At 71.2% G+C, this 23,289-nt stretch carries 21 protein-coding genes; 11 read left to right on the forward strand and 10 right to left on the reverse strand.

Annotated elements, in window-relative coordinates:
• Positions 1 to 6: 6 nt before the first annotated feature.
• Positions 7 to 1,209: a sensor histidine kinase gene (locus H293_RS0135445; protein WP_028808483.1), complete on the reverse strand. Its 1,203-nt coding sequence runs from the start codon at positions 1,207 to 1,209 to the stop codon at positions 7 to 9.
• Positions 1,210 to 1,327: 118 nt separating this feature from the next.
• On the opposite strand from H293_RS0135445, the gene H293_RS0135450 reads away from it, so the two are divergent.
• Positions 1,328 to 2,371, forward strand: a complete 1,044-nt coding sequence (locus H293_RS0135450; protein ID WP_020122560.1) for an SAM-dependent methyltransferase — start codon at positions 1,328 to 1,330, stop codon at positions 2,369 to 2,371.
• Here the strand turns inward: H293_RS0135450 and H293_RS0135455 are convergent.
• Complete coding sequence (locus tag H293_RS0135455; protein ID WP_020122561.1) at positions 2,336 to 3,487, reverse strand: NADH-quinone oxidoreductase subunit D; 1,152 nt, start codon at positions 3,485 to 3,487, stop codon at positions 2,336 to 2,338. The genes H293_RS0135450 and H293_RS0135455 overlap by 36 nt on opposite strands.
• 31 nt (positions 3,488 to 3,518) lie before the next feature.
• On the opposite strand from H293_RS0135455, the gene H293_RS0135460 reads away from it, so the two are divergent.
• Both H293_RS0135460 and H293_RS0135465 read left to right on the forward strand, forming a co-directional pair.
• On the forward strand, positions 3,519 to 4,022 hold the full coding sequence (locus H293_RS0135460) for a PH domain-containing protein (RefSeq protein ID WP_020122562.1): 504 nt from the start codon (positions 3,519 to 3,521) through the stop codon (positions 4,020 to 4,022).
• Entirely contained in the window at positions 4,019 to 5,362 is a 1,344-nt protein-coding gene (locus H293_RS0135465) for a PH domain-containing protein (RefSeq protein WP_020122563.1), read from the forward strand. The genes H293_RS0135460 and H293_RS0135465 overlap by 4 nt, the downstream gene beginning before the upstream one ends.
• Before the next feature lie 57 nt (positions 5,363 to 5,419).
• Here H293_RS0135465 and H293_RS0135470 read toward each other — a convergent pair whose 3' ends face one another.
• Entirely contained in the window at positions 5,420 to 6,688 is a 1,269-nt protein-coding gene (locus tag H293_RS0135470) for a hypothetical protein (RefSeq protein WP_106968483.1), read from the reverse strand.
• 144 nt (positions 6,689 to 6,832) lie between these two features.
• Entirely contained in the window at positions 6,833 to 7,960 is a 1,128-nt protein-coding gene (locus tag H293_RS0135475) for an alpha/beta hydrolase (RefSeq protein WP_020122565.1), read from the reverse strand.
• A gap of 174 nt (positions 7,961 to 8,134) precedes the next feature.
• On the opposite strand from H293_RS0135475, the gene H293_RS0135480 reads away from it, so the two are divergent.
• The 6 genes from H293_RS0135480 (at position 8,135) to H293_RS0135505 (ending at position 13,267) form a co-directional block, all read left to right on the forward strand.
• Positions 8,135 to 9,946 (forward strand): phosphatidylglycerol lysyltransferase domain-containing protein, encoded by a 1,812-nt coding sequence (locus H293_RS0135480; protein ID WP_020122566.1) that lies wholly within the window; start codon positions 8,135 to 8,137, stop codon positions 9,944 to 9,946.
• Between the two features lie 107 nt (positions 9,947 to 10,053).
• Positions 10,054 to 10,959, forward strand: a complete 906-nt coding sequence (gene folP / locus H293_RS0135485; protein ID WP_020122567.1) for a dihydropteroate synthase — start codon at positions 10,054 to 10,056, stop codon at positions 10,957 to 10,959.
• Complete coding sequence (locus H293_RS0135490; protein WP_020122568.1) at positions 10,956 to 11,477, forward strand: nuclear transport factor 2 family protein; 522 nt, start codon at positions 10,956 to 10,958, stop codon at positions 11,475 to 11,477. Before folP ends, H293_RS0135490 begins: the two co-directional genes overlap by 4 nt.
• A gap of 268 nt (positions 11,478 to 11,745) precedes the next feature.
• Positions 11,746 to 12,105 (forward strand): dihydroneopterin aldolase, encoded by a 360-nt coding sequence (folB, locus tag H293_RS0135495; RefSeq protein WP_020122569.1) that lies wholly within the window; start codon positions 11,746 to 11,748, stop codon positions 12,103 to 12,105.
• On the forward strand, positions 12,102 to 12,713 hold the full coding sequence (gene folK, locus H293_RS0135500; RefSeq protein WP_020122570.1) for a 2-amino-4-hydroxy-6-hydroxymethyldihydropteridine diphosphokinase: 612 nt from the start codon (positions 12,102 to 12,104) through the stop codon (positions 12,711 to 12,713). The genes folB and folK overlap by 4 nt, the downstream gene beginning before the upstream one ends.
• 68 nt (positions 12,714 to 12,781) lie before the next feature.
• Complete coding sequence (locus tag H293_RS0135505) at positions 12,782 to 13,267, forward strand: DUF3180 domain-containing protein (RefSeq protein ID WP_020122571.1); 486 nt, start codon at positions 12,782 to 12,784, stop codon at positions 13,265 to 13,267.
• Between the two features lie 42 nt (positions 13,268 to 13,309).
• Here the strand turns inward: H293_RS0135505 and folE are convergent, their stop codons facing one another.
• From folE to dacB, 6 genes are all read right to left on the reverse strand, one after another.
• Positions 13,310 to 13,915, reverse strand: coding sequence for a GTP cyclohydrolase I FolE (gene folE / locus H293_RS0135510; protein WP_020122572.1), 606 nt, complete (start codon positions 13,913 to 13,915; stop codon positions 13,310 to 13,312).
• A gap of 122 nt (positions 13,916 to 14,037) precedes the next feature.
• Positions 14,038 to 16,071: an ATP-dependent zinc metalloprotease FtsH gene (gene ftsH / locus H293_RS0135515; RefSeq protein ID WP_020122573.1), complete on the reverse strand. Its 2,034-nt coding sequence runs from the start codon at positions 16,069 to 16,071 to the stop codon at positions 14,038 to 14,040.
• A 185-nt stretch (positions 16,072 to 16,256) separates the two neighbouring features.
• A complete protein-coding gene (hpt, locus tag H293_RS0135520; RefSeq protein WP_020122574.1) occupies positions 16,257 to 16,817 on the reverse strand; it encodes a hypoxanthine phosphoribosyltransferase in 561 nt (186 codons plus the stop codon).
• A gap of 51 nt (positions 16,818 to 16,868) precedes the next feature.
• On the reverse strand, positions 16,869 to 17,921 hold the full coding sequence (gene tilS, locus H293_RS0135525; RefSeq protein WP_020122575.1) for a tRNA lysidine(34) synthetase TilS: 1,053 nt from the start codon (positions 17,919 to 17,921) through the stop codon (positions 16,869 to 16,871).
• A 192-nt stretch (positions 17,922 to 18,113) separates the two neighbouring features.
• The gene (locus H293_RS0135530) at positions 18,114 to 19,241 is read right to left on the reverse strand and encodes a zinc-dependent metalloprotease (protein ID WP_020122576.1); all 1,128 of its coding nucleotides are present in this window, start codon (positions 19,239 to 19,241) and stop codon (positions 18,114 to 18,116) included.
• Between the two features lie 66 nt (positions 19,242 to 19,307).
• Positions 19,308 to 20,945: a D-alanyl-D-alanine carboxypeptidase/D-alanyl-D-alanine endopeptidase gene (dacB, locus tag H293_RS0135535; protein ID WP_199790236.1), complete on the reverse strand. Its 1,638-nt coding sequence runs from the start codon at positions 20,943 to 20,945 to the stop codon at positions 19,308 to 19,310.
• A gap of 79 nt (positions 20,946 to 21,024) precedes the next feature.
• Between dacB and H293_RS0135540 the strand changes: the two genes are divergently transcribed.
• Together H293_RS0135540 and H293_RS0135545 are read left to right on the forward strand one after the other, a co-directional pair.
• Positions 21,025 to 21,516 carry an inorganic diphosphatase gene (locus H293_RS0135540; RefSeq protein ID WP_007383738.1) on the forward strand — a complete coding sequence of 164 codons (492 nt, stop codon included), beginning with the start codon at positions 21,025 to 21,027 and terminating at the stop codon, positions 21,514 to 21,516.
• Positions 21,517 to 21,617: 101 nt separating this feature from the next.
• A complete protein-coding gene (locus H293_RS0135545; RefSeq protein ID WP_020122578.1) occupies positions 21,618 to 23,285 on the forward strand; it encodes a threonine/serine exporter family protein in 1,668 nt (555 codons plus the stop codon).
• Positions 23,286 to 23,289: the final 4 nt, after the last annotated feature.

Below are 23,289 nucleotides of genomic sequence, written 5' to 3' on the forward strand. Positions count from 1 at the left end.
TCGGTGTCAATGCGCTGGTTTGAGCGGGAGCAGCGCGCTGATGCGGAATCCTCCGCCGGGGCGGGGGCCCGCGTCCAGGGTGCCGCCCACCATGCCGACCCGCTCGCGCATGCCGATCAGGCCGTGGCCCGCGCCGTCGGCGCCGCCCTCCTCGTACAGCTCGTGCGGGGCGCCCTTGCCGTCGTCCTCGACGAGCAGGCCGAGGCCGTCGTCGAAGTAGACCAGGCGCACGCTCGCGCCCGCGTTGGGCCCGCCGTGCTTGCGCGTGTTGGTGAGCGCCTCCTGCACGATGCGGTACGCGGTGAGCTCGACCCCGCTGGGCAGCGGGCGCGGGGTGCCCTCGATCTTGAAGTCGACGGGAAGCCCGGAGCCGCGGCACTGCTCGACGAGGTCCTCGATCTGCTCGACGTCGGGCTGCGGGACGTACTCGCCGCCCTCCTGGTGCTCGCCGGTGCGCAGCACGCCCAGCAGGCGGCGCATCTCGGCGAGGGCCTGGCGGCCGGTGGAGGAGATGGTCTCCAGGGCCTTCTTGGCCTGGTCGGGCGCGGCGTCGAGCACATAGGCGGCGCCGTCGGCCTGGACGACCATGACGGACACGTTGTGCGCGACGACGTCGTGCAGCTCGCGGGCGATCCGGGCGCGCTCGGCGGCGACGGCGACCTTGGCCTGTGCCTCGCGCTCCTTCTCCAGACGGGCGTTGCGCTCCTCCAGCTGCGCGAAGTAGGCGCGGCGGGTGCGGATCGAGTCGCCGAGCACCCAGGCCAGGGCGAACGGCACGGCCTGGAAGATCATGATCGCCACATTGCCGAGCGGGCCGGAGTGCTCGTTGGGCCAGCGCAGCTGCGCGACGGGGGCGGCGCACAGGCCGACCGCCAACGCCAGCCGGGACGCCCAGCGGGTGCCCGTGGCGGCCACGGTGTAGACGATCACCAGGAGGGCGAAGTCGGCGGACGTGGTCTCCACGTCCAGCACGAGCTGCGCCACACCGAGCCCCACGGCCAGCAGCAGCATCCGCTCCGGCATGCGCCTGCGCAGCGCGACCACCAGGCACAACAGCAGGACGATCGGAACGATCGCCAGTGGGGACTCGGTCCCCCGGGACTCCCCACGGGCGATTTCGCTGGCGAGCGAGACCCCGAACAGGAAGACGGCCCAGAAGACGTCCACCCCTGTCGGGTGCCTGCGGAGGAAGTCATAGAGGCGCTGCACGTAACCCAGCGTAGGGAAGCGTGATGTGTGCAGGGGTCAACCGGAGGACCGATCCGTACCGCCCGCGCGTACTCCCCAAGGTGGAGGCCCCGTTCCCCTGTGCGCCTAGCCTGACGGCGTGACCAATGACACGACCGGCGGCTGGACCGGCTGGCGGGCCGCCATAGAGGCCGCCCTCTACGGCCCGGAGGGCTTCTACCGCAGGCCGGAGGGGCCCGCCGGACACTTCCGTACGTCCGTGCACGCCTCCCCGCTGTTCGCCGAGGCCGTGGCCCGGCTGCTGTGCCGCCTGGACGAGGCGCTTGGCCGGCCGGCCCGGCTCGACTTCGTCGACATGGCCGCGGGGCGGGGCGAGCTGGCCGGCGGCGTCCTCGCCGCGCTGCCCGCGGAGGTGAACGCCCGCACCCGCGTGTACGCCGTCGAAGTCGCCGACCGCCCCGCCGCTCTCGATCAGCGGATCGAGTGGCTGTCCGAGCCACCGAAGGACATCATCGGGCTGCTGTTCGCCAACGAATGGCTGGACAACGTACCCGTGGAGATCGCCGAGACGGACTCCTCGGGGCTGCCGCGACGGGTTCTCGTACGACCCGACGGCCGCGAACGCCTCGGGGAACCGCTCGCCGGCGCGGAGGCCGAGTGGCTGGACCGGTGGTGGCCGCTGCCGGCCGGGGAAGGGCTGCGGGCCGAGATCGGCCTGCCCCGGGACGAGGCGTGGGCGTCGGCGGTGGCGACGGTCGGCCGGGGGCTCGCGGTGGCCGTCGACTACGCGCACACGGCGTCCTCGCGCCCCCCGTTCGGGACGCTCACCGGCTTCCGTGAGGGGCGCGAGAGCACACCCGTGCCGGACGGGTCGTGCGACCTCACGGCCCACGTGGCGCTGGACGCGTGCGCGCTCCCCGGAGGGCGCCTGCTGACCCAGCGCGATGCCCTGCGCGCCCTGGGCATCGAGGGCGCACGCCCCCCGCTCTCGCTGGCCTCCACACAACCCGCCGAGTACGTACGCGCCCTCGCGCGCGCCGGAGAGGCCGCCGAACTCACCGCGGCGGGCGGCCTCGGCGACTTCGGCTGGCTGATCCAGCCCGTAGGCGTCGACAGCCTGCTCGTCGACGACCAGCTCGTCGACGGCCTACTTGTCGATGTCCCCGACCACGAAGAACAGTGACCCCAGGATCGCCACCATGTCCGCGACCAGCGTGCCCGGCAGCAGCTCGACCAGCGCCTGGATGTTGTTGTACGAGGCCGAGCGCAGCTTCAGCCGGTACGGGGTCTTCTCGCCCTTGCTGACGAGGTAGTAGCCGTTGATGCCGAGCGGGTTCTCGGTCCACGCGTACGTGTGCCCCTCGGGCGCCTTGAGGACCTTGGGCAGGCGCTGGTTGATCGGCCCGGGCGGCAGCTCGGCGAGCCGGTCCAGGCAGGCGTCGGCGAGGTCGAGGGCGTTGTGGGTCTGCTCCAGGAGGACCTCGAAGCGGGCCAGGCAGTCGCCCTCGCCCCGGGTCACCACCTTCAGGGTGTCCTGGAGCTCCCCGTAGGCGAGGTACGGCTCGTCGCGGCGCAGGTCGAAGTCGACGCCCGAGGCGCGCGCGACGGGCCCGCTGACGCCGTACGCGTGGACGGCCTCCGGGGCGAGGACGCCCACGTCCCTGGTGCGTCCCCGGAAGATCTCGTTGCCGAGCACCAGGTCGTCGAAGCGGTCCATGCGCGAGCGCACGGCGGAGACGGCGCCACGCGCGCGCGTGGCCCAGCCGGCCGGCAGGTCCTCCTTGAGGCCGCCGACCCGGTTGAACATGTAGTGCATGCGGCCGCCGGAGACCTCCTCCATGACGTTCTGGAGGACCTCCCGCTCCCGGAACGCGTAGAAGACCGGGGTGATGCCGCCGAGCTCCAGCGGATACGAGCCGAGGAACATCAGGTGGTTCAGCACCCGGTTGAGCTCGGCCAGCAGCGTGCGCGTCCACACCGCGCGCGTGGGGACCTCCATCCCGAGCATCCGCTCCACGGCGAGGACCACGCCCAGCTCGTTGGAGAAGGCCGACAGCCAGTCGTGGCGGTTGGCGAGCATGATGATCTGGCGGTAGTCGCGCGCCTCGAAGAGCTTCTCCGCGCCGCGGTGCATGTAGCCGATCACCGGCTCCGCGCTGATGATGCGCTCGCCGTCCAGGACCAGCTTCAGGCGCAGCACGCCATGGGTGGACGGGTGCTGCGGTCCGATGTTGAGCACCATGTCGGTGCTCTCCGCGGCGCCGCCGATGCCGACCGTGGTCTCCGTCTTAGGAGTCATGGACACAGTCTCTCCTACGTACGCTGGCCCCATGGAGACGGGGAGCGGGCAGGACACAGGGGTCGCGGGCGACGAACCGGTATGGATCGGGCTGCCGCCGGGGCTGCTGCGGATGCGGCGGCTGTTGCTGGTGGTGTGGCTGGGACTGCTCGCGGTGGGCCTGGGGCTGCTGCTCGGGCTGCTGTGCGGTCCGGTGTGGGCGGCGTTCGCGCTGCTGCCGCTCGCCCTCGCCGGCTGGGGCTGGGTGGTGCTCGGCCGCAACTGGCGCTCCTGGCGCTACGCCGAGCGCGCCGACGACCTGCTGATCAGCCGGGGTGTGCTGTGGCGCGAGGAGACCGTCGTGCCGTACGGCCGCATGCAGCTGGTGGAGGTCACCTCCGGGCCCGTGGAGCGGCACTTCGGGCTGGCCAGCGTCCAGCTGCACACCGCCGCCGCGGCGACCGACGCGACCATCCCGGGCCTCGACCCGGCCGAGGCGGAGCGGCTGCGCGACCGGCTCACCGAACTCGGCGAGGCCCGATCGGCGGGCCTGTGACGACGCCGGGCGTCGACGACGCCGTAGCGGAGAAGCCGGAGAAGGAACCCCTCGCCGAGCGGCGGCTGCATCCCATAACGCCGCTCAGGCGGGCGTGGGCGCCGGTCGCCGTCGTCATCGGGTGGGCCCTGCACGACCCCGACCAGACGCAGCGCCAGCTGACCCGGCTGACGACCACCACCCTGCTGATCGCCCTCGCCGTCATCGTCCCGGCCGCCGCCCTGTACGGCTTTCTCACCTGGTGGTTCACCCACTTCGCGGTGACCGACACCGAACTGCGCATAAGGACCGGCCTGTTGTTCCGGCGCACCGCGCACATCCGGCTGGAGCGGATCCAGGCGATCGACGTCACCCAGCCGCTCCTCGCACGCGTGGCCGGGGTCGCGAAGCTCCGGCTGGATGTCGTCGGCACCGACAAGAAGGATGAGCTGGCCTTCCTCGGGGAGCGCGAGGCGCGGGCGTTGCGCGCGGAACTCCTCGCGCGCGCCGCCGGGTTCGCCCCCGAGACCGCGCACGAGGTCGGCGAGGCACCGGCGCGTGAGCTGATGCGCACGCCCCCTCGCGATCTCGCCCTCTCCCTCGTGCTGACGGGAGCAACCTGGGGCGCGCTGGTCGCCGCCCTCGTCGTACCGCCGCTGCTGTGGTGGGCCACCCACAGCCTGTGGACGGTCCTCGCGACCGCCGTACCGCTGTTCGGCGCGGCGGGGGCGAGCAGCGTGGGCCGGTTCGTCACCGAGTACGACTGGACGGTGGGCGAGTCCCCGGACGGGCTGCGCATCGACCACGGTCTCCTGGACCGCACCCACGAGACGGTGCCGCCGGGGCGGGTGCAGACCGTACGGATCGTGGAACCGCTGCTGTGGCGGCGGCGCGGCTGGGTGCGCGTCGAGCTGGACGTGGCCGGGTCGTCCAACTCCGTTCTGGTGCCGGTCGCGCCGCGCGAGGTCGCCGAGGCGGTCGTCGTGCGCGTGCTGCCCGGGGTGACCGTGCCGCCGCTCTCGGCGCTGTCGCGGCCCCCGCGGCGGGCCCGGCGGTGCCTGCCCCTGTGGTGGCGCGGCCACGGACTCGCCGTCACCGACGCGGTGTTCGCCTCACGGACGGGGCTGCTGCGCCGGACCCTGGCGCTCGTCCCGCACGCGAAGGTCCAGAGCGTACGGCTCACGCAGGGGCCCTGGGAGCGGCTGTGGCGGGTCGCCGACGTACATGTGGACACGGGAGCGAACAAGACCGTCACGGCCCGCCTGAGGGACGCACAGGAGGCCGCGGAGCTGCTCGGTGCGCAGGCGGAGAGGTCGCGGACGGGACGGAAAGGGGCACGGCCCGACCGCTGGATGGTCTGACCGTGCCCCGCGCCTTGTGCCCTGCCCCTCGGGGACTTCGCGCGACCTGTGTGTCCGTCAGGACACCGCGCTGCGCAGCCCCTGCAGGTCGATCTGTTCGGTCTCGTCGTGAGCCGTCAGGTCGATGACCTGGCCAATCCCCCGCGACTCCTCGTCGGCCGGCTTGAAGTCCGACTCCGACTCGGCCTTGTGCAGGGCGAGGGCCTCCTGGCCGACGACGTCGGCGAGGTCCTCGTTCTGCACGGCCTCCAGCGCGTCCCGCGAGGCCCCGGCCTTCGTGCCGAAGAAGTCGAACCCGCCCTCGACCCGCGGGCGTCGCACGGGAGCCGTGGGCACGACGGCCACCGCGGTCGGCGCGATGAAGTGCCCGGCGGGCTGCTGCTGCGGCTGGGCGGCTCTCGCCGTGGTGGTGGCGGCCGCGCGCTCATGCCCGTCGACCGCCTCGGGCTTCCCCCGCGCCTCGTCCTCCTGCGCGGCCTCCGCCTCGGTACCGGCGGTGTCCGCCGCGGCGGAACCGGTGTTCGCCGGCTGCTTCTCGGAGTCGGCCTCGGTCTTGAGAGCGGCCTTGGGATCGGCCTTCGCCCGCGTCTTGACGGGCCCCTCGCCGTCCTCGTCGAGCCGCTTCAGCGCCGCGTTCGCCCGCAGGAACAGCCGGGATCCCTCCGGGGAGAAGATCGCGGGCCGCTCCGGCTTCTCGTCCGTGTCCTCAGAAGTCTCCGTGCCCTCAGCAGTCTCCGTGTCCTCAGAAGCCTTCGCGTCCTGCGCGGACCCCGCGGCCTCGGCCCCCGCCTCGGACTCCGGCCCGTCCTCGGCAGCCACCGCCACGGCCTGCGCGTCGGCCTGCTCGGCCGACGGCAGCGCACGCGCCGGGGCGGCTTCTATCTCCAGCAGCCGGCGGCCCTCCAGGGCGCTCGCCCGCTCGGTCTCCGCCGTGGCGTACCGCCGCAGCAGCGCCGCGTGTTCGTTGCGCAGGCCCGCCAGCTCCGCGCGCTTCGCCCGCAGCCGCTGCTCCAGCTTGACGCGCAGCTCCCGCGACTCCTCGAGATCGGTCTCGAGTTCGGCGACCCGCTCCTCGTGCCGCCACTCGTCGCTCGCCCGCGCGCGCGTGAGGTCGGCGACCTGCTTGCCCGCCTGCGCGTCCCAACGGCGCATGACGGCCGCCCCGACGACCGCGACCGCCGCGGCGAACGCGGCTATCACGCGCAGCACGGCCTGTTGCGAGAACACCCAGGGGCCGAAGGCGCAGACGAGGGAGACGCCTGCGATCGCCGACGGCGGCAGCAGCCTGTGCAAAGGCGGGGAATGGCGGTGACGTCCACGTGGCATGGCCAGAAACTTACCGCGAGTAGGCGAACCATGGTGCCCCGCCCCGTAAAAACACAGCCATCCCGAGGCCTTCACACGACATCAGGAATCGGAGCGGCCGCCGAATTCGGCGTATTGATCACTCGTCGATCACGCACCGCTCGCTCATCGGCCGCTCAGCCGCCCGCTGACCCACTCCAAGGTCGCCGGGATCTCCCGCCGCCAGGTGTTGAAGTTGTGCCCGCCGCTTTCGAGGATGATCGACGAGATCCGTGTCGTTTCCGTCGCCTTCACCCGCTCTATGAACTTCAAGGTGTCCTTGTAGTTCTTCTCGCCCACCTTGCTGCTGCTGACGAGCAGTGAGGTGTCCGGCGCGGGCAGGTGCTTGAGGCACCACACCAGGTTCGCGCGGTCGCGCAGCTTCTTGTCGCCCTGGAAGAGGTCGCCCGTGGTGGGGTCGACGGGGGCGTTGTAGTACGGGGACAGGCCCGCTCCGGCGGCGTATACCTTGGGATGGTGCATGGCGAGTTTCAGCGCGCAGTATCCGCCCGTGGAGTCCCCGATGATCCCCCAGCTCCCCTGTTCCCTGCCCACCCTGTAGTGCGCGGTCACGGCTTCCGGAAGATCCTTCGCGAAGAACGTCTCGGTCTGCGGACCGTCCGGAACGTCCGCGCACTCGGTGTCGCGCGGCGGCGCGACCGTCGGCCGCAGCATCACCAGGATCATCGGCTGCATACGACCGTCCTTGGCGAGTTGCAGAGCCGTGCGCGGATAGTGGAGTTTGTCCACCAGCGCTCTCGCGGTGCCCGGATAACCGGTGAGCACGACGGACGCGGGGAAGGTACGCGTGCGATAGCGCTCCTGGAAATACTCCGGCGGGAGATAGACGTACGCGGGACTCGCGATGTGAGACGTGGGCCCGACGATGTCGACCTTCTGGACCTGCCCGACCGATGACGGCCGAAAGCCGCTCCTTCCGGGCACGCCCCCGATCTCGGTCACCCTCAGGGGCCCGCTCGACCGGGTGCCCGGGGTGTGGTCGACCACCACGCCCTGATCGGTCTCCCGGCCGAACAGGTCGGCCCAGGAGGCGTAGAAGCCGAAGGCCTGGTTGGCGGCGAGTCCCACCGCCGCGAAGATCATGAGCTGCGTCGCGAGCAGCAGCCCGACCCGGCCGCTGACGGACCGCCAGCCGCGGCGCGCCAACCGTGGCCAGAGCCACACCGTGCCGGCGAAGAGCGCCACGGCGGCCAGGACCGCCGGCACCAGCGTGTTGTTGCTCGTGAGACCCATTGCTTGCTTTCGCTTTCCTCGGCCTTTGAAACGGCTTTGAGGAGGTGAGTGAACCTCTCCTCACGAGACACCGTCCTAGAGGGCGCAATGTCGCCGGATGCCCGAATCGGGGCTCCGGATCCAAAGTCACTCGCAGAACCATGGGATGCGATGTCTGTCAGGACAGATGAGGAAATGTCGGGCGGGGTTCCGATCCGATCAACACGGCTGCGGCGTGCACTGCACGGCCCGCGCCCCGAGGCCGTCCCCGTCCTCGTCGCCAGAGCCTGCGCGCTTGTAGGGCTTCTGGACATCGCCGCCGGCGTCTTCCCACGCTTCCGGCACAGCCGTATGCACACCATGGCCGAGGTGCTGCCCGGCGCGCTCGGCCCGTTCGCGGCCGCGCTCTCGCTCAGCACCGGCGTGCTGTTGCTGCTGCTCGCCCACGGCCTCAGGCGCCACAAGCGCCGGGCCTGGCGGGCGGCCGTGGCACTGCTGCCGGCGGGCGCGCTGGCGCAGTTCACGTACCGGCACTCACTCGTCGGAGCCGCCATCTCGCTCGCCCTGCTCGCGCCGCTGCTGCGCCACCGCGACCAGTTCAGGGCACTGCCCGACCCGCGCAGCCGCTGGCGCGCGCTCGCCAACTTCGTCCTCATGGGCGCCGGTTCCCTCGTCCTCGGTCTGATCATCGTCAGCGTCCACCCGAACCGCATGCTCGGCGACCCGAGCCTGGCCGATCGCATCACGCACGTCCTGTACGGCCTGTTCGGCTTCGAGGGCCCGGTCGACTACCAGGGCGACACCTCGTGGACCGTCGGCGTCTCCCTGGGCGCCCTGGGCCTGCTCACGGCGATCACGACGATCTACCTCGCCTTCCGTCCCGAGCACCCCGCCGCCCAGCTCACCGAGGAGGACGAGTCCCGTCTCAGGGCGCTCCTCGCCAAGCACGGCGGCCGCGACTCGCTCGGCCACTTCGCGCTGCGCCGCGACAAGGCCGTCGTCTTCTCCCCCAGCGGCAAGGCGGCGGTGACCTACCGGGTCGTCTCCGGTGTGATGCTCGCCAGTGGCGACCCGATCGGCGACGTGGAGGCCTGGCCGGGCGCCATCGAGCGGTTCATGGACGAGGCCAAGGCGCACTCCTGGACGCCCGCCGTCATGGGCTGCTCGGAGACCGGCGGCGAGGTCTGGACCCGTGAGACCGGCCTGGACGCCCTCGAACTGGGCGACGAGGCGGTGGTGGACGTCGCGGATTTCTCGCTCGCCGGCCGCGCGATGCGCAATGTCCGCCAGATGGTCAAGCGCATCGAGCGGGCCGGTTACGAGACCCGCGTACGGCGCGTCCGTGACCTCGGGGAGACCGAACTGGAGCGCGTGCGGCAGGCCGCCGACGACTGGCGCGGCACGGACACCGAGCGCGGCTTCTCGATGGCCCTGGGCCGCATCGGCGACCTCGCCGACGGCGACTGCCTCATCGCCACCGCCCACAAGGCCGACGACCAGCCCGGCCCGTACGGCGACCTCAAGGCGATCCTGCACTTCGTGCCGTGGGGCACCGACGGCGCCTCCCTCGACCTCATGCGACGGGACCGCTCCGCCGACCCCGGCATGAACGAACTGCTGATCGTCGCCGCCCTCCAGGCGGCCCCCAAGTTCGGCATCACGCGCGTGTCGCTGAACTTCGCGATGTTCCGCTCGGCCCTCGCGCGCGGCGAGAAGATCGGCGCGGGGCCGGTGCTGCGCGCCTGGCGGGGCCTGCTGGTCTTCCTGTCCCGCTGGTTCCAGATCGAGTCCCTGTACAAGTTCAACGCGAAGTTCCAGCCCCGCTGGGAGCCCCGCTTCGTCGTGTACCGGGCCTCCGGCGACCTCCCGCGCATCGGCTTCGCCGCGATGCAGGCGGAGGGCTTCGTCGACCTGGCCCTCCCGCTGCCGCGCTTCCTGCGCCGCCGTTCGCACACCGCACGCACGTGTGCCCACGCGGTCGGAGAGCGGGACGTAAGAGCGGCGTGACCGCTCGCTCCGGGACTGGCCCGGACGGAAGCCCCCCCTCCTCCAGCCCGGGGCTTCCGTCCGGGCCGCGCGGTCCCGCGGCTCCACGCGGGGCCTAGGCTGAACGCATGAGCAAGCAGAGCGGACGCGGGCGCGTCGCCGGCCTTCCGGAATGGGACCGCTGCGCGGTCATGGGGGTCGTGAACGTCACGCCCGACTCCTTCTCCGACGGCGGCCGCTGGTTCGACACGACGGCCGCCGTCAAGCACGGCCTCGCCCTCGTCGAGGAGGGCGCCGACCTCGTCGACGTCGGCGGCGAGTCCACCCGCCCCGGCGCCACCCGCGTCGACGAGGCCGAGGAGCTCCGGCGCGTCGTCCCCGTCGTCCGCGGCCTCGCCTCCGAGGGCGTCACCGTCTCCGTCGACACGATGCGCGCCTCCGTCGCCGAGCAGGCCCTCGCCGCCGGCGCGTCCCTCGTCAACGACGTCAGCGGCGGCCTCGCCGACCCCGCGATGATCCCGGTCGTCGCCGACGCGGGCGCCCCCTTCGTCGTCATGCACTGGCGGGGCTTCCTGGAGGGCGGCAACGTCAGGGGCGTCTACGCCGACGTCGTCGCCGAGGTCCTCGACGAGCTCCACGCGCGTGTGGACGCCGTCCTCGCGGGCGGCATCTCCCCCGACCGTCTGGTCGTCGACCCGGGCCTCGGCTTCTCCAAGGACGCCGAGCACGACCTGGTCCTCCTCTCCCATCTCGACCGCCTCCTCGGCCTCGGCCGCCCCCTGCTCGTCGCCGCCTCCCGCAAGCGGTTCCTCGGCCGTGTCCTCGCCGGGCCCGAGGGCGCCCCGCCGCCCGCGCGCGAGCGCGACGCCGCCACGGCCGCCGTCTCCGCGCTCGCGGCGCACGCCGGCGCGTGGGCGGTGCGCGTGCACGAGGTGCGCGCCACGGCCGACGCGGTACGGGTCGCCCGCGCCGTGGAAGGAGCGCGCACCGACCGCGCGAGCAGCGCGGACAACGGCGCGGAAGGAGCCCGGTGAGCGCCCCGCACACCGACGTGGAGCAGGTGGAAGCCGCCAACACCGCCTTCTACGAGGCACTGGAGCGCGGCGACTTCGAGGAGCTGTCCGCGCTCTGGCTCACCCCTGCCGACCTGGGCGTCGACGAGACCTACCACGACCCGGCGGACGTCGGCGTGGTCTCCTGCGTGCACCCCGGCTGGCCCGTGCTGACCGGACGCGGCGAGGTCCTGAGGTCGTACGCGCTGATCATGGCGAACACGGACTACATCCAGTTCTTCCTCACGGACGTGCACGTCTCCGTCACCGGTGACACCGCCCTGGTGACCTGCACCGAGAACATCCTCAGCGGCGGTCCGGCGCCCGAGGGCGACGAGGAGCTCGGCCCGCTCGTCGGCCAGCTGGTGGTCGCCACGAACGTGTTCCGCCGCACCCCCGAGGGCTGGAAGCTGTGGTCCCACCACGCCTCCCCGGTGCTGGCCGAGAACGGCGAGAACGGCGAGAACGGCGAGAACGAGGACGAGGAAACGCCTTCCTGAACCCGTCGGGACCACGTCGGGACCCATCGGGACCCATCGGGACCAAGAAGTGGTTGGAATCACGAACCCCCGGGTATGGGCGGCTACCAACCCGTGAGCCGCCGGGTTCCCCAGGGGAAACACACGGTGAAACCTCCGGACCCCGGCAGCGGCCGCGCCCCCCGTGGCCCGGTCGTGTCAGTGCTCGCAGGTAGATTCGTTCGAGGCCGGGGTACCGCCCGCACACGGTACGGACCGGCCGTCACCGACGATTGCAGGAGTGATTCGCGTGGATCGTGTCGCGCTGCGCGGCCTGAAGGCCCGCGGGCACCACGGTGTGTTGCCCGAGGAACGGCGGGAGGGCCAGACCTTCGTCGTGGACCTCGTCCTCGGGCTGGACACCCGGCCGGCCGCCGCCGACGACGACCTGACGAAGACCGTGCACTACGGCATCGTGGCGGAGGAGGTCGTGGCCGTCGTCCAGGGCGAGCCCGTCGACCTCATCGAGACGCTCGCCGAACGCATCGCCCAGGTCTGTCTGAAGCACGAGCGGGTAGAGGAGGTCGAGGTCAGGGTCCACAAACCCGACGCGCCGATCACTGTGCCCTTCGACGACGTGACCGTCACCATCACCCGGAGCCGAGTATGACCGCGTCCTTCGCCGCGGGTCACAGCGACCCGACCGTACAGCCGGTGCCCGCCTCCGTCGTGCAGCAGGTGGACGCCGCCGACACCACCCTCCACAACCCGAAGCGCGCCGTGCTCTCCCTCGGTTCCAACCTCGGCAACCGCCTGGAGACCCTCCAGGGGGCCATCGACGCCCTGGAGGACACGCCCGGCGTCCGCGTCAAGGCCGTCTCCCCGGTCTACGAGACGGAACCGTGGGGCGTGGCCGCCGACAGCCAGCCCTCGTACTTCAACGCGGTCGTCGTGCTGAAGACCACGCTCCCCCCGTCCTCCCTGCTGGAGCGGGCCCACGCGGTCGAGGAGGCCTTCAACCGGGTGCGGGACGAGCGCTGGGGCCCGCGCACCCTCGACGTCGACATCGTCGCGTACGCCGACGTGGTCTCCGACGATCCGGTCCTCACCCTGCCCCACCCGCGTGCCCACGAGCGCGCGTTCGTGCTCGTCCCCTGGCACGACGTGGACCCCGAGGCCCAGTTGCCCGGCCGCGGCCCGGTCGCCGCCCTCCTCGACACGGTCACGCGAAACGGCGTGGAAGCACGCAAGGACCTGGAACTCCGGCTGCCCGAATAGCCGTTAAGGTCAAGACGACCACTGTCCGTGGGATCGCCCAAGGACCTCGGGGGAGCTGAAGGGGCACCGTGAGAGAGCTGCGCATCAGGCTGCTGGCAGGCGTCTTCGCCGTGTCCGGGATCCTGTCCTGGGCGGGCGCCCGTCTGTGGAACTCGATCGGGACCCTGCCCAGCGTCCCGCTGGCCGCCCCCATCGTCCTCGCTCTGATCGCCGTGGTCCTCGTGGCCACGGCGCTCTCCCTGCGCGCCCGCCTCAAGGCCCAGCGCGAGCGCGTCCCCGAGGCGAAGGGCGTCGACCCCCTGATGGCGGCCCGCGCGGTCGTGTTCGGCCAGGCCAGCGCCCTGGTCGCCGCCCTCGTCTCCGGCATGTACGCCGGCACCGGCGTCCTCCTCCTGGAGTCCCTCGACATCCCCGCCCGACGCGACCAGGCCATCTATGCCGGCTTCTCGGTCCTCGCGGGCATCGCGGTGATAGCGGCGGCGATCTTCCTGGAGCGGGTGTGCAAACTGCCGGAGGACGACGACCGGAACACAGGGGCTACGTCGACGGCGTGAAGGATGGAGGCGTGGAGGACAGGGATGTGAAGAAGCCCCGCGTCACCGCGCCATGATCAGGCTCATCGCCTCGTTCCGCGTCGCCGCGTCCCGCAGCTGACCGCGTACGGCCGAGGTGAGCGTCTTGGCACCGGGCTTGCGGATGCCCCGCATCGACATGCACATGTGCTCGCACTCCACGACGACGATCACTCCGCGCGGCTCCAGGATCTCCATCAGGGAGTCCGCGATCTGCGTGGTGAGTCGTTCCTGCACCTGCGGCCGCCGGGCGTAGACGTCCACGAGCCGGGCCAGCTTGGACAGTCCCGTGATCTTGCCGGTGGTGGCCGGAATGTAGCCGACATGGGCGACGCCCCGGAACGGCACGAGATGATGCTCACAGGTCGAGTACACCTCGATGTCCTTCACCAGCACCATCTCGTCATGGCCCAGGTCGAACGTCGTGGTCAGCACATCCTCGGGCTTCTGCCACAGCCCCGCGAATATCTCCTTGTACGCCCGCGCCACCCGCCCCGGCGTCTCCCGGAGCCCCTCGCGGTCCGGGTCCTCCCCGACCGCGATCAGCAGCTCGCGTACGGCGTTCTCGGCGCGCTTCTCGTCGAAGTCGCCGATGGAGCCGTCGCCGTCCAGCGTCACGGGATCGGTCATTCTTGTGCCTCGTTCCTAGAGTCCACACGGCCGAAAAACGCCGCGGCCCCCCAGGCTAAAACCTGGGGGGCGCGGCATCCATTCCGGGCCCGGTGAGGTCACCGGGGCGGGACGGGTGAGCGTCAGCTCTCGGGTCGCTCCTCGGGAACGGCCTCCGTGGCCTGCTCCGACGCGGTGGCCTTGGCGGTGGAGATCGCCGGGGTCGCGCCGTTGGCGCCGTTCGTCAGTGCGAGCTCCTTGGGGGAGAGCACCGGCGGACGGGTGGAGGGGGTGCGGCGGGAGGAGCCGGTCCAGGCCGGCCGCGGGGGACGCTTGACGATGGGAGCGAAGATCTCGGCGATCTGCTCCTTGTTCAGCGTCTCCTTCTCCAGCAGCTGGAGCACCAGCTGGTCGAGGACGTCGCGGTTCTCGACCAGGATCTCCCAGGCCTCGTTGTGCGCCGTCTCGATGAGCTTCTTGACCTCCTCGTCGACCAGCGCGGCGACCTCTTCCGAGTAGTCACGCGGGTGCGACATCTCCCGGCCCAGGAACGGCTCGGTGTTGTCGCCACCGAACTTGATGGCGCCGAGACGCTCGGTCATGCCGTACTGGGTGACCATCGCGCGGGCCGTTGCGGTGGCCTTCTCGATGTCGTTCGCAGCGCCGGTGGTCGGGTCGTGGAAGACCAGTTCCTCGGCAGCGCGGCCGCCCAGCATGTAGGCCAGCTGGTCCAGCATCTCGTTGCGCGTGGTCGAGTACTTGTCCTCGTCCGGCAGGACCATGGTGTAGCCCAGAGCACGGCCTCTCGAGAGGATCGTGATCTTGTGGACCGGGTCGGAGTTCGGGGAAGCCGCCGCGACCAGGGCGTGTCCGCCCTCGTGGTACGCGGTGATCTTCTTCTCCTTGTCCGACATGATCCGGGTCCGCTTCTGCGGGCCCGCCACCACACGGTCGATCGCCTCGTCGAGCATGTGGTTGTCGATGAGCTTCTGGTTGCTGCGCGCCGTGAGGAGCGCCGCTTCGTTCAGCACGTTCGACAGGTCCGCGCCGGTGAAGCCCGGCGTGCGACGCGCGACGGCCGACAGGTCGACGTCGGGCGCGACCGGCTTGCCCTTCTGGTGGACCTTGAGGATCTCCAGACGGCCCTGCATGTCCGGACGGTCGACCGCGATCTGGCGGTCGAAGCGGCCGGGGCGCAGAAGAGCCGGGTCGAGGATGTCGGGCCGGTTCGTCGCGGCGATGAGGATCACGCCGCCCTTGACGTCGAAGCCGTCCATCTCGACGAGCAGCTGGTTCAGCGTCTGCTCGCGCTCGTCGTGACCACCGCCGAGGCCGGCGCCGCGATGGCGGCCGACCGCGTCGATCTCGTCGACGAAGACGATCGCCGGGGCGTTCGCCTTGGCCTGCTCGAACAGGTCACGCACTCGGGAGGCACCGACACCGACGAACATCTCGACGAAGTCGGAACCGGAGATCGAGTAGAAGGGGACACCGGCCTCGCCCGCGACGGCGCGCGCGAGCAGGGTCTTGCCGGTGCCGGGAGGGCCGTACAGCAGTACGCCCTTGGGGATCTTTGCCCCGACTGCCTGGAACTTCGCCGGTTCCTGGAGGAACTCCTTGATCTCCTGGAGCTCCTCGACGGCCTCGTCCGAGCCGGCGACGTCCGAGAACGTCGTCTTCGGGGTGTCCTTGGTGATGAGCTTCGCCTTGGACTTCCCGAAGTTCATGACCCGGGAGCCGCCGCCCTGCATCTGATTCATCAGGAACAGGAAGACGACCACGATGAGGACGAAGGGGAGCAGGGAGAGCAGGATCCCGACGAAGGCGTTCTGCTTCGTCGGCGAAACGGTGTACCCGTCGGGGATCTGCTTGTCCTGGAACTTGGTCTGCAGCGTGTTGGCGATGGTCACGCCCTGGTCGCCGATGTAGCTCGCCTGGATCTTCGAGCTGCCCTCGACCTTTTCGCCGTCCTTGAGCGAGACCTTGATGGTCTGCTCGTCGCCGGTGGTGAGCTTGGCTGATTCGACCTTGTTGTCATTGATCGCCTGGACGACCTGGCCGGTGTCCACCGTCTTGTAGCCGCCGGACGAGCCGACGACCTGCATCAACACGACCACGGCAAGGACGGCCAGCACGATCCACATGACCGGCCCACGGAAGTATCGCTTCACGTCCATCCATACGGAGCGGAGCCGCCCCGTCCCTCCTGCCATAGTGAGTTTGATAAGACAGTTCTTCTGACGGTACCCCAGCATTGTGGGCCGAAGCCGCACGGGAGGGCTGCACGAACCCGTCTGCATGCTCCAACGGCGCGAGACCCGCTGGGGTTCCCGATCGTCTTACAGGGCTTGAGCCGTCTGGCTCAGCCGCCGTAGACGTGGGGCGCGAGCGTACCGACGAACGGGAGGTTGCGGTACTTCTCGGCGTAGTCGAGACCGTAACCCACGACGAACTCGTTGGGGATGTCGAAGCCCACCCACTCCACGTCGATGGCGACCTTGGCGGCGTCCGGCTTGCGCAGCAGGGTGCACACCTTGAGCGACTCCGGCTCGCGCGAGCCCAGGTTCGACAGCAGCCAGGACAGCGTCAGGCCGGAGTCGATGATGTCCTCGACGATCAGGACGTGCCTGCCCTTGATGTCGGTGTCGAGGTCCTTGAGGATCCGCACCACGCCGGAGGACTGGGTGCCCGCGCCGTAGGACGACACGGCCATCCAGTCCATGGTGACGGGGGTGGACAGCGCCCGGGCGAGGTCGGCCATGACCATCACCGCGCCCTTGAGGACGCCGACGATCAGCAGGTCCTTGCCCGCGTACTCCGCGTCGATCTTCGCGGCGAGCTCCACGAGCTTCGCGTCGATCTCTTCCTTGGTGATGAGTACCTCTTTGAGGTCGGCACCCATGTCTTTCGCGTCCACCCGCATCACTTTCGGTCGTCACACCAGCCGCCCGCCGCCCCCGGAGGGAGCAGGGGTTCAGCCTTGCCGAATCACCAGTCTGCCACCCTGCCGCTGGGCCACGACCTTGCCCGGGAGATTGATGACCCCCTGGCCGCGCCAGCCGGTGATCAGCCGGTCGACTTCCTCGATGTGGCGGGCGAACAGGGATCCGGCCGGGGCGCCGGCCTCGATGGCCGCCTGGCGCAGGATGCGGCGGCGCACGGCGGGCGGCAGCGCGTAGAGCTTGGCGCACTCCAGGAGGCCTGCCGCGTCGCGTACGGAGGCCTCGGCCTGGCGGGCCCAGGTGTCGAGGGCGTCGGCGTCGTCGCGGGAGAGCTGGGCCGTGCGCGCGAGAGCCTCGACGACTCCTTTGCCGAGGGCCTTCTCCAGGGCGGGCAGACCTTCGTGGCGCAGCCGGGAGCGCGTGTAGGCGGGGTCGGTGTTGTGCGGGTCGTCCCACACGGGCAGGGACTGGACCATGCAGGCCTTGCGGGCGGTCTGCCGGTCGAGTCCCAGGAAGGGGCGGCGGTAACGGCGGGCGGCCCCCGGGCCGCCGGAGACGGCGGCCATGCCGGACAGCGAGCGGATTCCGGAGCCGCGGGCGAGGCCGAGCAGGACGGTCTCGGCCTGGTCGTCGCGGGTGTGGCCGAGCAGGACGGCGATCGCGCCCTGGCGTTCGGCCGCGGCGTCGAGGGCGGCGTAGCGGGCGTCTCGCGCGGCGGCCTCGGGTCCGCCTTCGCGGCCGACGGTCACGGCGGTGGACTCGACGGGGTCCAGGCCCAGTTCGCGCAGCCTGAGGACGACTTCCTCGGCGCGCAGGTCGGAGCCGGGCTGGAGGCCGTGGTCGACGGTCACGCCGCCGGCGCGGAGGCCGAGTTTGGGTGCCTCGAAGGCGAGGGCGGAGGCGAGGGCCATGGAGTCGGCGCCGCCGGAGCAGGCCACGAGGACGAGCGGCGACGGCGGGCGCTCGTGCGGGCCCTGCTCGGCAGGAGCGTGCCGGCCGTCAGAGACGTGCAGGTCGTTGAGGATGTCGTGGAGGACGCGGCGGACCGCCAGGCGTATCGCCGCGACCGCAGGATGGGGACCCATGTCCGGTTCCCTTCATGAAGTTTTCGGGGGTGAGCCCGAGATTCGGTCACGCAGAGTGTGTAGATGGTGACAGAACCGGGCCGTTCCCCGAGCATTGCACGCCTACCCATCGCTCACGGTCCCTCGGACGGGTGATTGAAGGGGCGTTCGCCTGCCGTCGGCCGAATTCCTCTCACGACGTCCGTACACGGTTCACGACTCGGCCTTGCGGTGCACCCGCGCGACCCAGTCCGCCGGTTTGGCGATCTCCGTCTTGGTCGGGAGGGTGTTGGGTGAGGTCCACACGCGGTTGAAGCCGTCCATGCCGACCTGGTCGACGACGGCCCGCACGAAGCGCTCGCCGTCGCGGTACTGCCGGAGTTTGGCGTCCAGGCCGAGCAGCTTGCGCAGGGCCATGTCCAGCCGGGAGGCGCCCTTGGCCCGCCGCTGCTGGAACTTCTCGCGGATCTCGGCGACGCTCGGCACGACCTCTGGGCCCACTCCGTCCATGACGAAGTCGGCGTGGCCCTCCAGGAGGGACATCACGGCGGTGAGCCGGCCGAGGATCTCCCGCTGGGCGGGCGTCTGCACGATCTCCACGAGGGAGCGCCCCCCGTCGTCGTCCACCTCGCCCTCGGGCCGGCCGCCGGCCAGCGACTGGGCGGCCTCCCTGATGCGCTCCAGAACGGTCATGGGGTCGACCTCGGTCTCCCCCAGGAACGACTGGATTTCGCCCTCCAGGTGGTCGCGCAGCCAGGGCACGGCCGTGAACTGGGTACGGTGCGTCTCCTCGTGCAGACACACCCACAGGCGGAAGTCGTGGGGCTGGACGTCGAGTTCGCGCTCCACGTGCACGATGTTCGGGGCGACCAGAAGGAGTCGGCCGCCGCCGTTCTCGCCCGCCGGGAGTTCGCGGGTGGCCGGGGCGAAGGTCTCGTACTGGCCGAGGACGCGCGAGGACAGGAACGACAGCAGCATCCCGAGTTCGACGCCGGTCACCTTGCCGCCGACGGCGCCGAGGACCGCGCCGCCCGGGGTGTTGCCGCGCCGCTCCTGCATCTTCTCCAGGAGGGGCTTGAGGATCTCCCTGAACCCGGCGACGTTCGCCCGGATCCAGCCGGGTCGGTCGACGACGAGGACGGGAGTGTCGTGGACGCCTTCCGTCCCCATCCGGGTGAAGCCCCGGACGTGTTCCTCCGAGGCCTTGGCGTGCCGGCGCAGTTCCGCGACGACGGCCCTGGCCTCGTCGCGGCTCACGTCGGGGCCCGGCCGTACGAGCCGGGTCGCGGTCGCCACCGCGAGATTCCAGTCGACCATCTCGGCACCACCGATGCTCGTCATGCGTCAACCGTACGTGAGCGGTCCCGCTTGGGGCAGGCCGCGCGGGAGGGCAAGGCGGACGCCGGGTCAGCCGCAGCCGCAGGCCGCCAGTGCCGAGGCCGTGCGGTCGAGCGCGCTCTGCGCCGCCCCCGGGTCCGTCGTGTCCTTGGCCAGGAACGCGAAGGCCAGCAGTCGGCCTTCCTGGTCGACGACTGTCCCGGCCAGGGTGTTCACCCCGGTCAGGGTGCCCGTCTTGGCCCGTACGACGCCTGCCGCGCCGTCCGTGTAACGGCTGGTCAGAGTGCCGGTGAAGCCCGCCACCGGAAGGCCGGTGAGGACGGGGCGCAGCTCCGGCCGGGCCGGGTCGCCCGCCTTCACCAGCAGGGCGGTCAGCAGATTCGCCGTGAGCCGGTCTGCGCGGTCGAGTCCGCTGCCGTCGTGGAACTGCGCGCCGGCCAGCGGGAGTCCGAGCTTTCTCAGCCGGTCGCGGATGGCGGTGCCGCCGCCCTCGAAGTCGGCGCGCCGGCGGTCCGCCACGGCGGTCTGGCGGGCGAGGGCCTCGGCGATGTCGTTGTCGCTGTTGGTCAGCATGCGTTCGACCAGGGCGGACAGGGGCGGTGAGGACACCTCGGCGAGGTTCTCGGCGCGGCCGGTCGCCTTGGAGGGGCCGGGGGACGTCGTCTTGACGCCGTCCGCCGCGAGGAACCGCGCGAACGTGCGGGTGGCGTCCAACGCCGGGTCGCTCACACGCGCGACGGGGCCCCTCACGGAGTCGTCGGTGCGGGCCTCGTCCGCCATCAGCGCGCTGACGGGGGCGAGGTTGTCGTTGACCCCGATCGGGTGGATCTCGGAACCCGCGTAGAGGGTCTTGTCGTAGGAGAGCGTGACGGCCGTGATGTCGCGCTTCTTGAGGGCCGCGGCGGTCTCGTGGGCCAGTTCGCGCAGGCTCGCCCAGCCTCCGGCGTCCGCACGGGCGGTGAGCGTGGGGTCGCCGCCGCCGACGAGGACGAGTTCCCTGGTGTCGGGTTCCAGGGCCGTGCGGGTGGTGAGGCGGTGGTCGGCGCCGAGGGCGGACAGGGCGGCGACGGCGGTGGCGATCTTCGTGGTGGAGGCGGGGATCAGCGCCGTGCCGGCGCCCGCGCCGTAGAGCCGCCTGCCGCTGGCGACGTCCACGACGGCCGCCGTGTGGCGGGTGCCGAGCGCGGTGTTGCCGAGGAGCGGGCCGAGGACGGCGGCCAGGGCTTTTCCGGTGGGGCCGGACTTCACCGTGTTGGTCCCGCCGCCCAGTCCGACGAGCACGGACGCGGCGCTCGGGGCGGGGCGCGGCCCCGTGGCCGTCGTACCGGAATCACCCGCGTGATCTGTGCCACCCGTCCGTTCGAGCGCGACCGCCCGGTCCCGCTCGGCCGTACGCTGACCCGAGGAGTCCCACGGACCGGCGGCGGTCACCACGGTGGCGGCCAGCGCCAGACCGGCGCCGGCGGCGCCCGCGGTGTACTGCCAGGTCTTGACGGTCTTCGGCCGGGTCATCCCGGCAAACCGTGTGACCTGCGGTTTCACGGCGGCGGCGGTCCGTGCGAGATACGGCCGTACGGTGTCCGTGGCCCGGGTCAGTCCTGGACGTACGGCGTCCGCGGCGCGTGCCAGACGCGGTCGTACGGCGTTCGCGATCCGCGTCACCCGCGGTCCCGCGTCCCGCCAAGGCCTCAGTTCAGGCACGACCAACAGCCCCTTTCGCGATCACACACCTGCGTGAGGGACACTTAACCACCAGAACTATGTGTTGATCATGGAGGAGCCACCGGTGGAGTTCGACGTCACGATCGAGATCCCGAAGGGTTCGCGGAACAAGTACGAGGTGGACCACGAGACCGGTCGGATCCGCCTGGACCGTCGACTCTTCACCTCGACCGCCTACCCGACCGACTACGGATTCGTCGAGAACACCCTCGGCGAGGACGGCGACCCGCTGGACGCGCTGGTCATTCTTGACGAGCCGACGTTCCCGGGCTGCCTCATCAAGTGCCGTGCGATCGGCATGTTCCGGATGACGGACGAGGCCGGCGGCGACGACAAGCTGCTGTGCGTCCCGGCGACGGACCCGCGCGTGGAGCACCTGCGCGACATCCACCACGTCTCCGAGTTCGACCGCCTGGAGATCCAGCACTTCTTCGAGGTCTACAAGGACCTGGAGCCCGGCAAGTCCGTCGAGGGCGCCGACTGGGTCGGCCGTGTCGACGCCGAGGCCGAGATCGAGCGGTCCTACAAGCGCTTCAAGGACCAGGGCGGCCACTGAGCCCTGTGCCCCGGACGGGCCGCACGCGCACGCGTGCGGCCCGTTCGTGCGCCCGCGCATACTGAGGCCTACGGAATGTGTCGTTCAGGGAGCGTTACGGAGTGACGGAGGCGGAGCACCGCAAGCCGCAGTCGGACGAGGCCAGGAGTTTCTACGACTCCGAGATCACGTCCGAGTTCGCCGTTCCCGACGGGCTCGCCGTGCCGAGAACCGTCGGCGGTGAGCCGGAGACCACGTCGGAGTTCGCGCTGCCGAAGGGGCTGGACGTTCCGCAGCCGTCGGCCGTGGAGCCGGAGAAGTCGGCGTTCAGTACGCCCCGCACCTACAGCGCGAAGGACGCGCCGCCCGCGTTCACCCCGCCGACCGGCATACCGGTGGTCAGTCTCACCAAGGACCTGCCCTGGCAGGACCGGATGCGCACGATGCTGCGGATGCCGGTGGCCGAGCGGCCCGCGCCGGAGCCGGTGCAGAAGTCCGAGGACGACGCCGGTCCGGCCGTCCCGCGCGTGCTCGACCTGACGCTGCGTATCGGGGAGTTGCTGCTGGCGGGCGGTGAGGGCGCGGAGGACGTGGAGGCGGCGATGTTCGCCGTCTGCCGGTCCTACGGCCTGGACCGCTGCGAGCCGGGGGTGACCTTCACGCTGCTGTCGATCTCGTACCAGCCGTCGCTCGTGGACGACCCCGTGACGGCCTCCAGGACGGTGCGGCGGCGCGGCACCGACTACACGCGCCTCGCGGCCGTGTTCCGGCTCGTGGACGACCTCACCGACCCCGAGACGGCCATCTCCCTGGAGGACGCCTACCGGCGGCTCGCGGAGATCCGCCGCAACCGGCACCCGTATCCGACCTGGGTGCTCACCTCGGCGAGCGGGCTGCTCGCGGGCGCGGCCTCCGTGCTGGTCGGCGGTGACCTGCTCGTCTTCGTCGCGGCCATGCTGGGCGCGATGCTCGGCGACCGGCTGGCCTGGCTGTGCGCGGGGCGCGGGCTGCCGGAGTTCTACCAGTTCACGGTCGCCGCGATGCCGCCCGCCGCGATCGGGATCGCGCTGACGCTGGCCCATGTGGACGTGAAGGCGTCCGCGGTCATCACCGGTGGGCTGTTCGCGCTGCTGCCCGGGCGGGCGCTGGTGGCGGGCGTCCAGGACGGTCTGACCGGCTTCTACATCACCGCGTCGGCCCGGCTCCTGGAGGTCATGTACTTCTTCGTGGGCATCGTGGTGGGCGTGCTGGTGATGCTCTACGTCGGGGTGCAGCTGGGGGCTCATCTCAATCCCGACGAGGCGCTGTCGACGGATCCGCGGCCGCTGTGGCAGATCGCGGCGTCGATGCTGCTGTCGCTGACGTTCGCGGTGCTGTTGCAGCAGGAACGATCCACCGTGCTGGCCGTCACCCTGAACGGCGGTGTCGCGTGGTGCGTGTACGGCGCGATGCACGACACCGGCGAGTTCTCCCCGGTCGCCTCCACGGCGGTGGCGGCGGGGCTGGTCGGCCTGTTCGGGCAGCTGCTGTCCCGGTACCGGTTCGCCTCCGCGCTGCCGTACACGACCGCGGCGATCGGGCCCCTGCTGCCGGGTTCCGCGACCTACTTCGGGTTGTTGTCGATCGCCGGGAACCAGGTCGACGAGGGGCTGGTGTCGCTGTCGAAGGCGGCGGCTCTGGCCATGGCCATCGCCATCGGGGTCAACCTCGGGTCCGAGATCTCCCGGCTGTTCCTGAGGGTCGGTTCCGCGGGGAAGCGGCGGGCCGCCAAGCGGACGCGCGGATTCTGACCCC

The organism is Streptomyces canus 299MFChir4.1, from assembly GCF_000383615.1.
In the GTDB taxonomy this organism is placed as follows: Bacteria; Actinomycetota; Actinomycetes; order Streptomycetales; family Streptomycetaceae; genus Streptomyces; species Streptomyces canus_C.

Bases quoted from the DNA above. Each gene is read 5' to 3' on its own strand.
- H293_RS0135455 (WP_020122561.1), bottom strand. From the start codon at position 3,487: ATGACTCCTAAGACGGAGACCACGGTCGGCATCGGCGGCGCCGCGGAG.
- H293_RS0135460 (WP_020122562.1), top strand. From the start codon at position 3,519: ATGGAGACGGGGAGCGGGCAGGACACAGGGGTCGCGGGCGACGAACCG.
- H293_RS0135470 (WP_106968483.1), bottom strand. From the start codon at position 6,688: ATGCCACGTGGACGTCACCGCCATTCCCCGCCTTTGCACAGGCTGCTG.
- H293_RS0135475 (WP_020122565.1), bottom strand. From the start codon at position 7,960: ATGGGTCTCACGAGCAACAACACGCTGGTGCCGGCGGTCCTGGCCGCC.
- H293_RS0135480 (WP_020122566.1), top strand. From the start codon at position 8,135: ATGTCGGGCGGGGTTCCGATCCGATCAACACGGCTGCGGCGTGCACTG.
- folP (WP_020122567.1), top strand. From the start codon at position 10,054: ATGAGCAAGCAGAGCGGACGCGGGCGCGTCGCCGGCCTTCCGGAATGG.
- folK (WP_020122570.1), top strand. From the start codon at position 12,102: ATGACCGCGTCCTTCGCCGCGGGTCACAGCGACCCGACCGTACAGCCG.
- folE (WP_020122572.1), bottom strand. From the start codon at position 13,915: ATGACCGATCCCGTGACGCTGGACGGCGACGGCTCCATCGGCGACTTC.
- ftsH (WP_020122573.1), bottom strand. From the start codon at position 16,071: ATGGACGTGAAGCGATACTTCCGTGGGCCGGTCATGTGGATCGTGCTG.
- hpt (WP_020122574.1), bottom strand. From the start codon at position 16,817: ATGCGGGTGGACGCGAAAGACATGGGTGCCGACCTCAAAGAGGTACTC.
- tilS (WP_020122575.1), bottom strand. From the start codon at position 17,921: ATGGGTCCCCATCCTGCGGTCGCGGCGATACGCCTGGCGGTCCGCCGC.
- H293_RS0135530 (WP_020122576.1), bottom strand. From the start codon at position 19,241: ATGACGAGCATCGGTGGTGCCGAGATGGTCGACTGGAATCTCGCGGTG.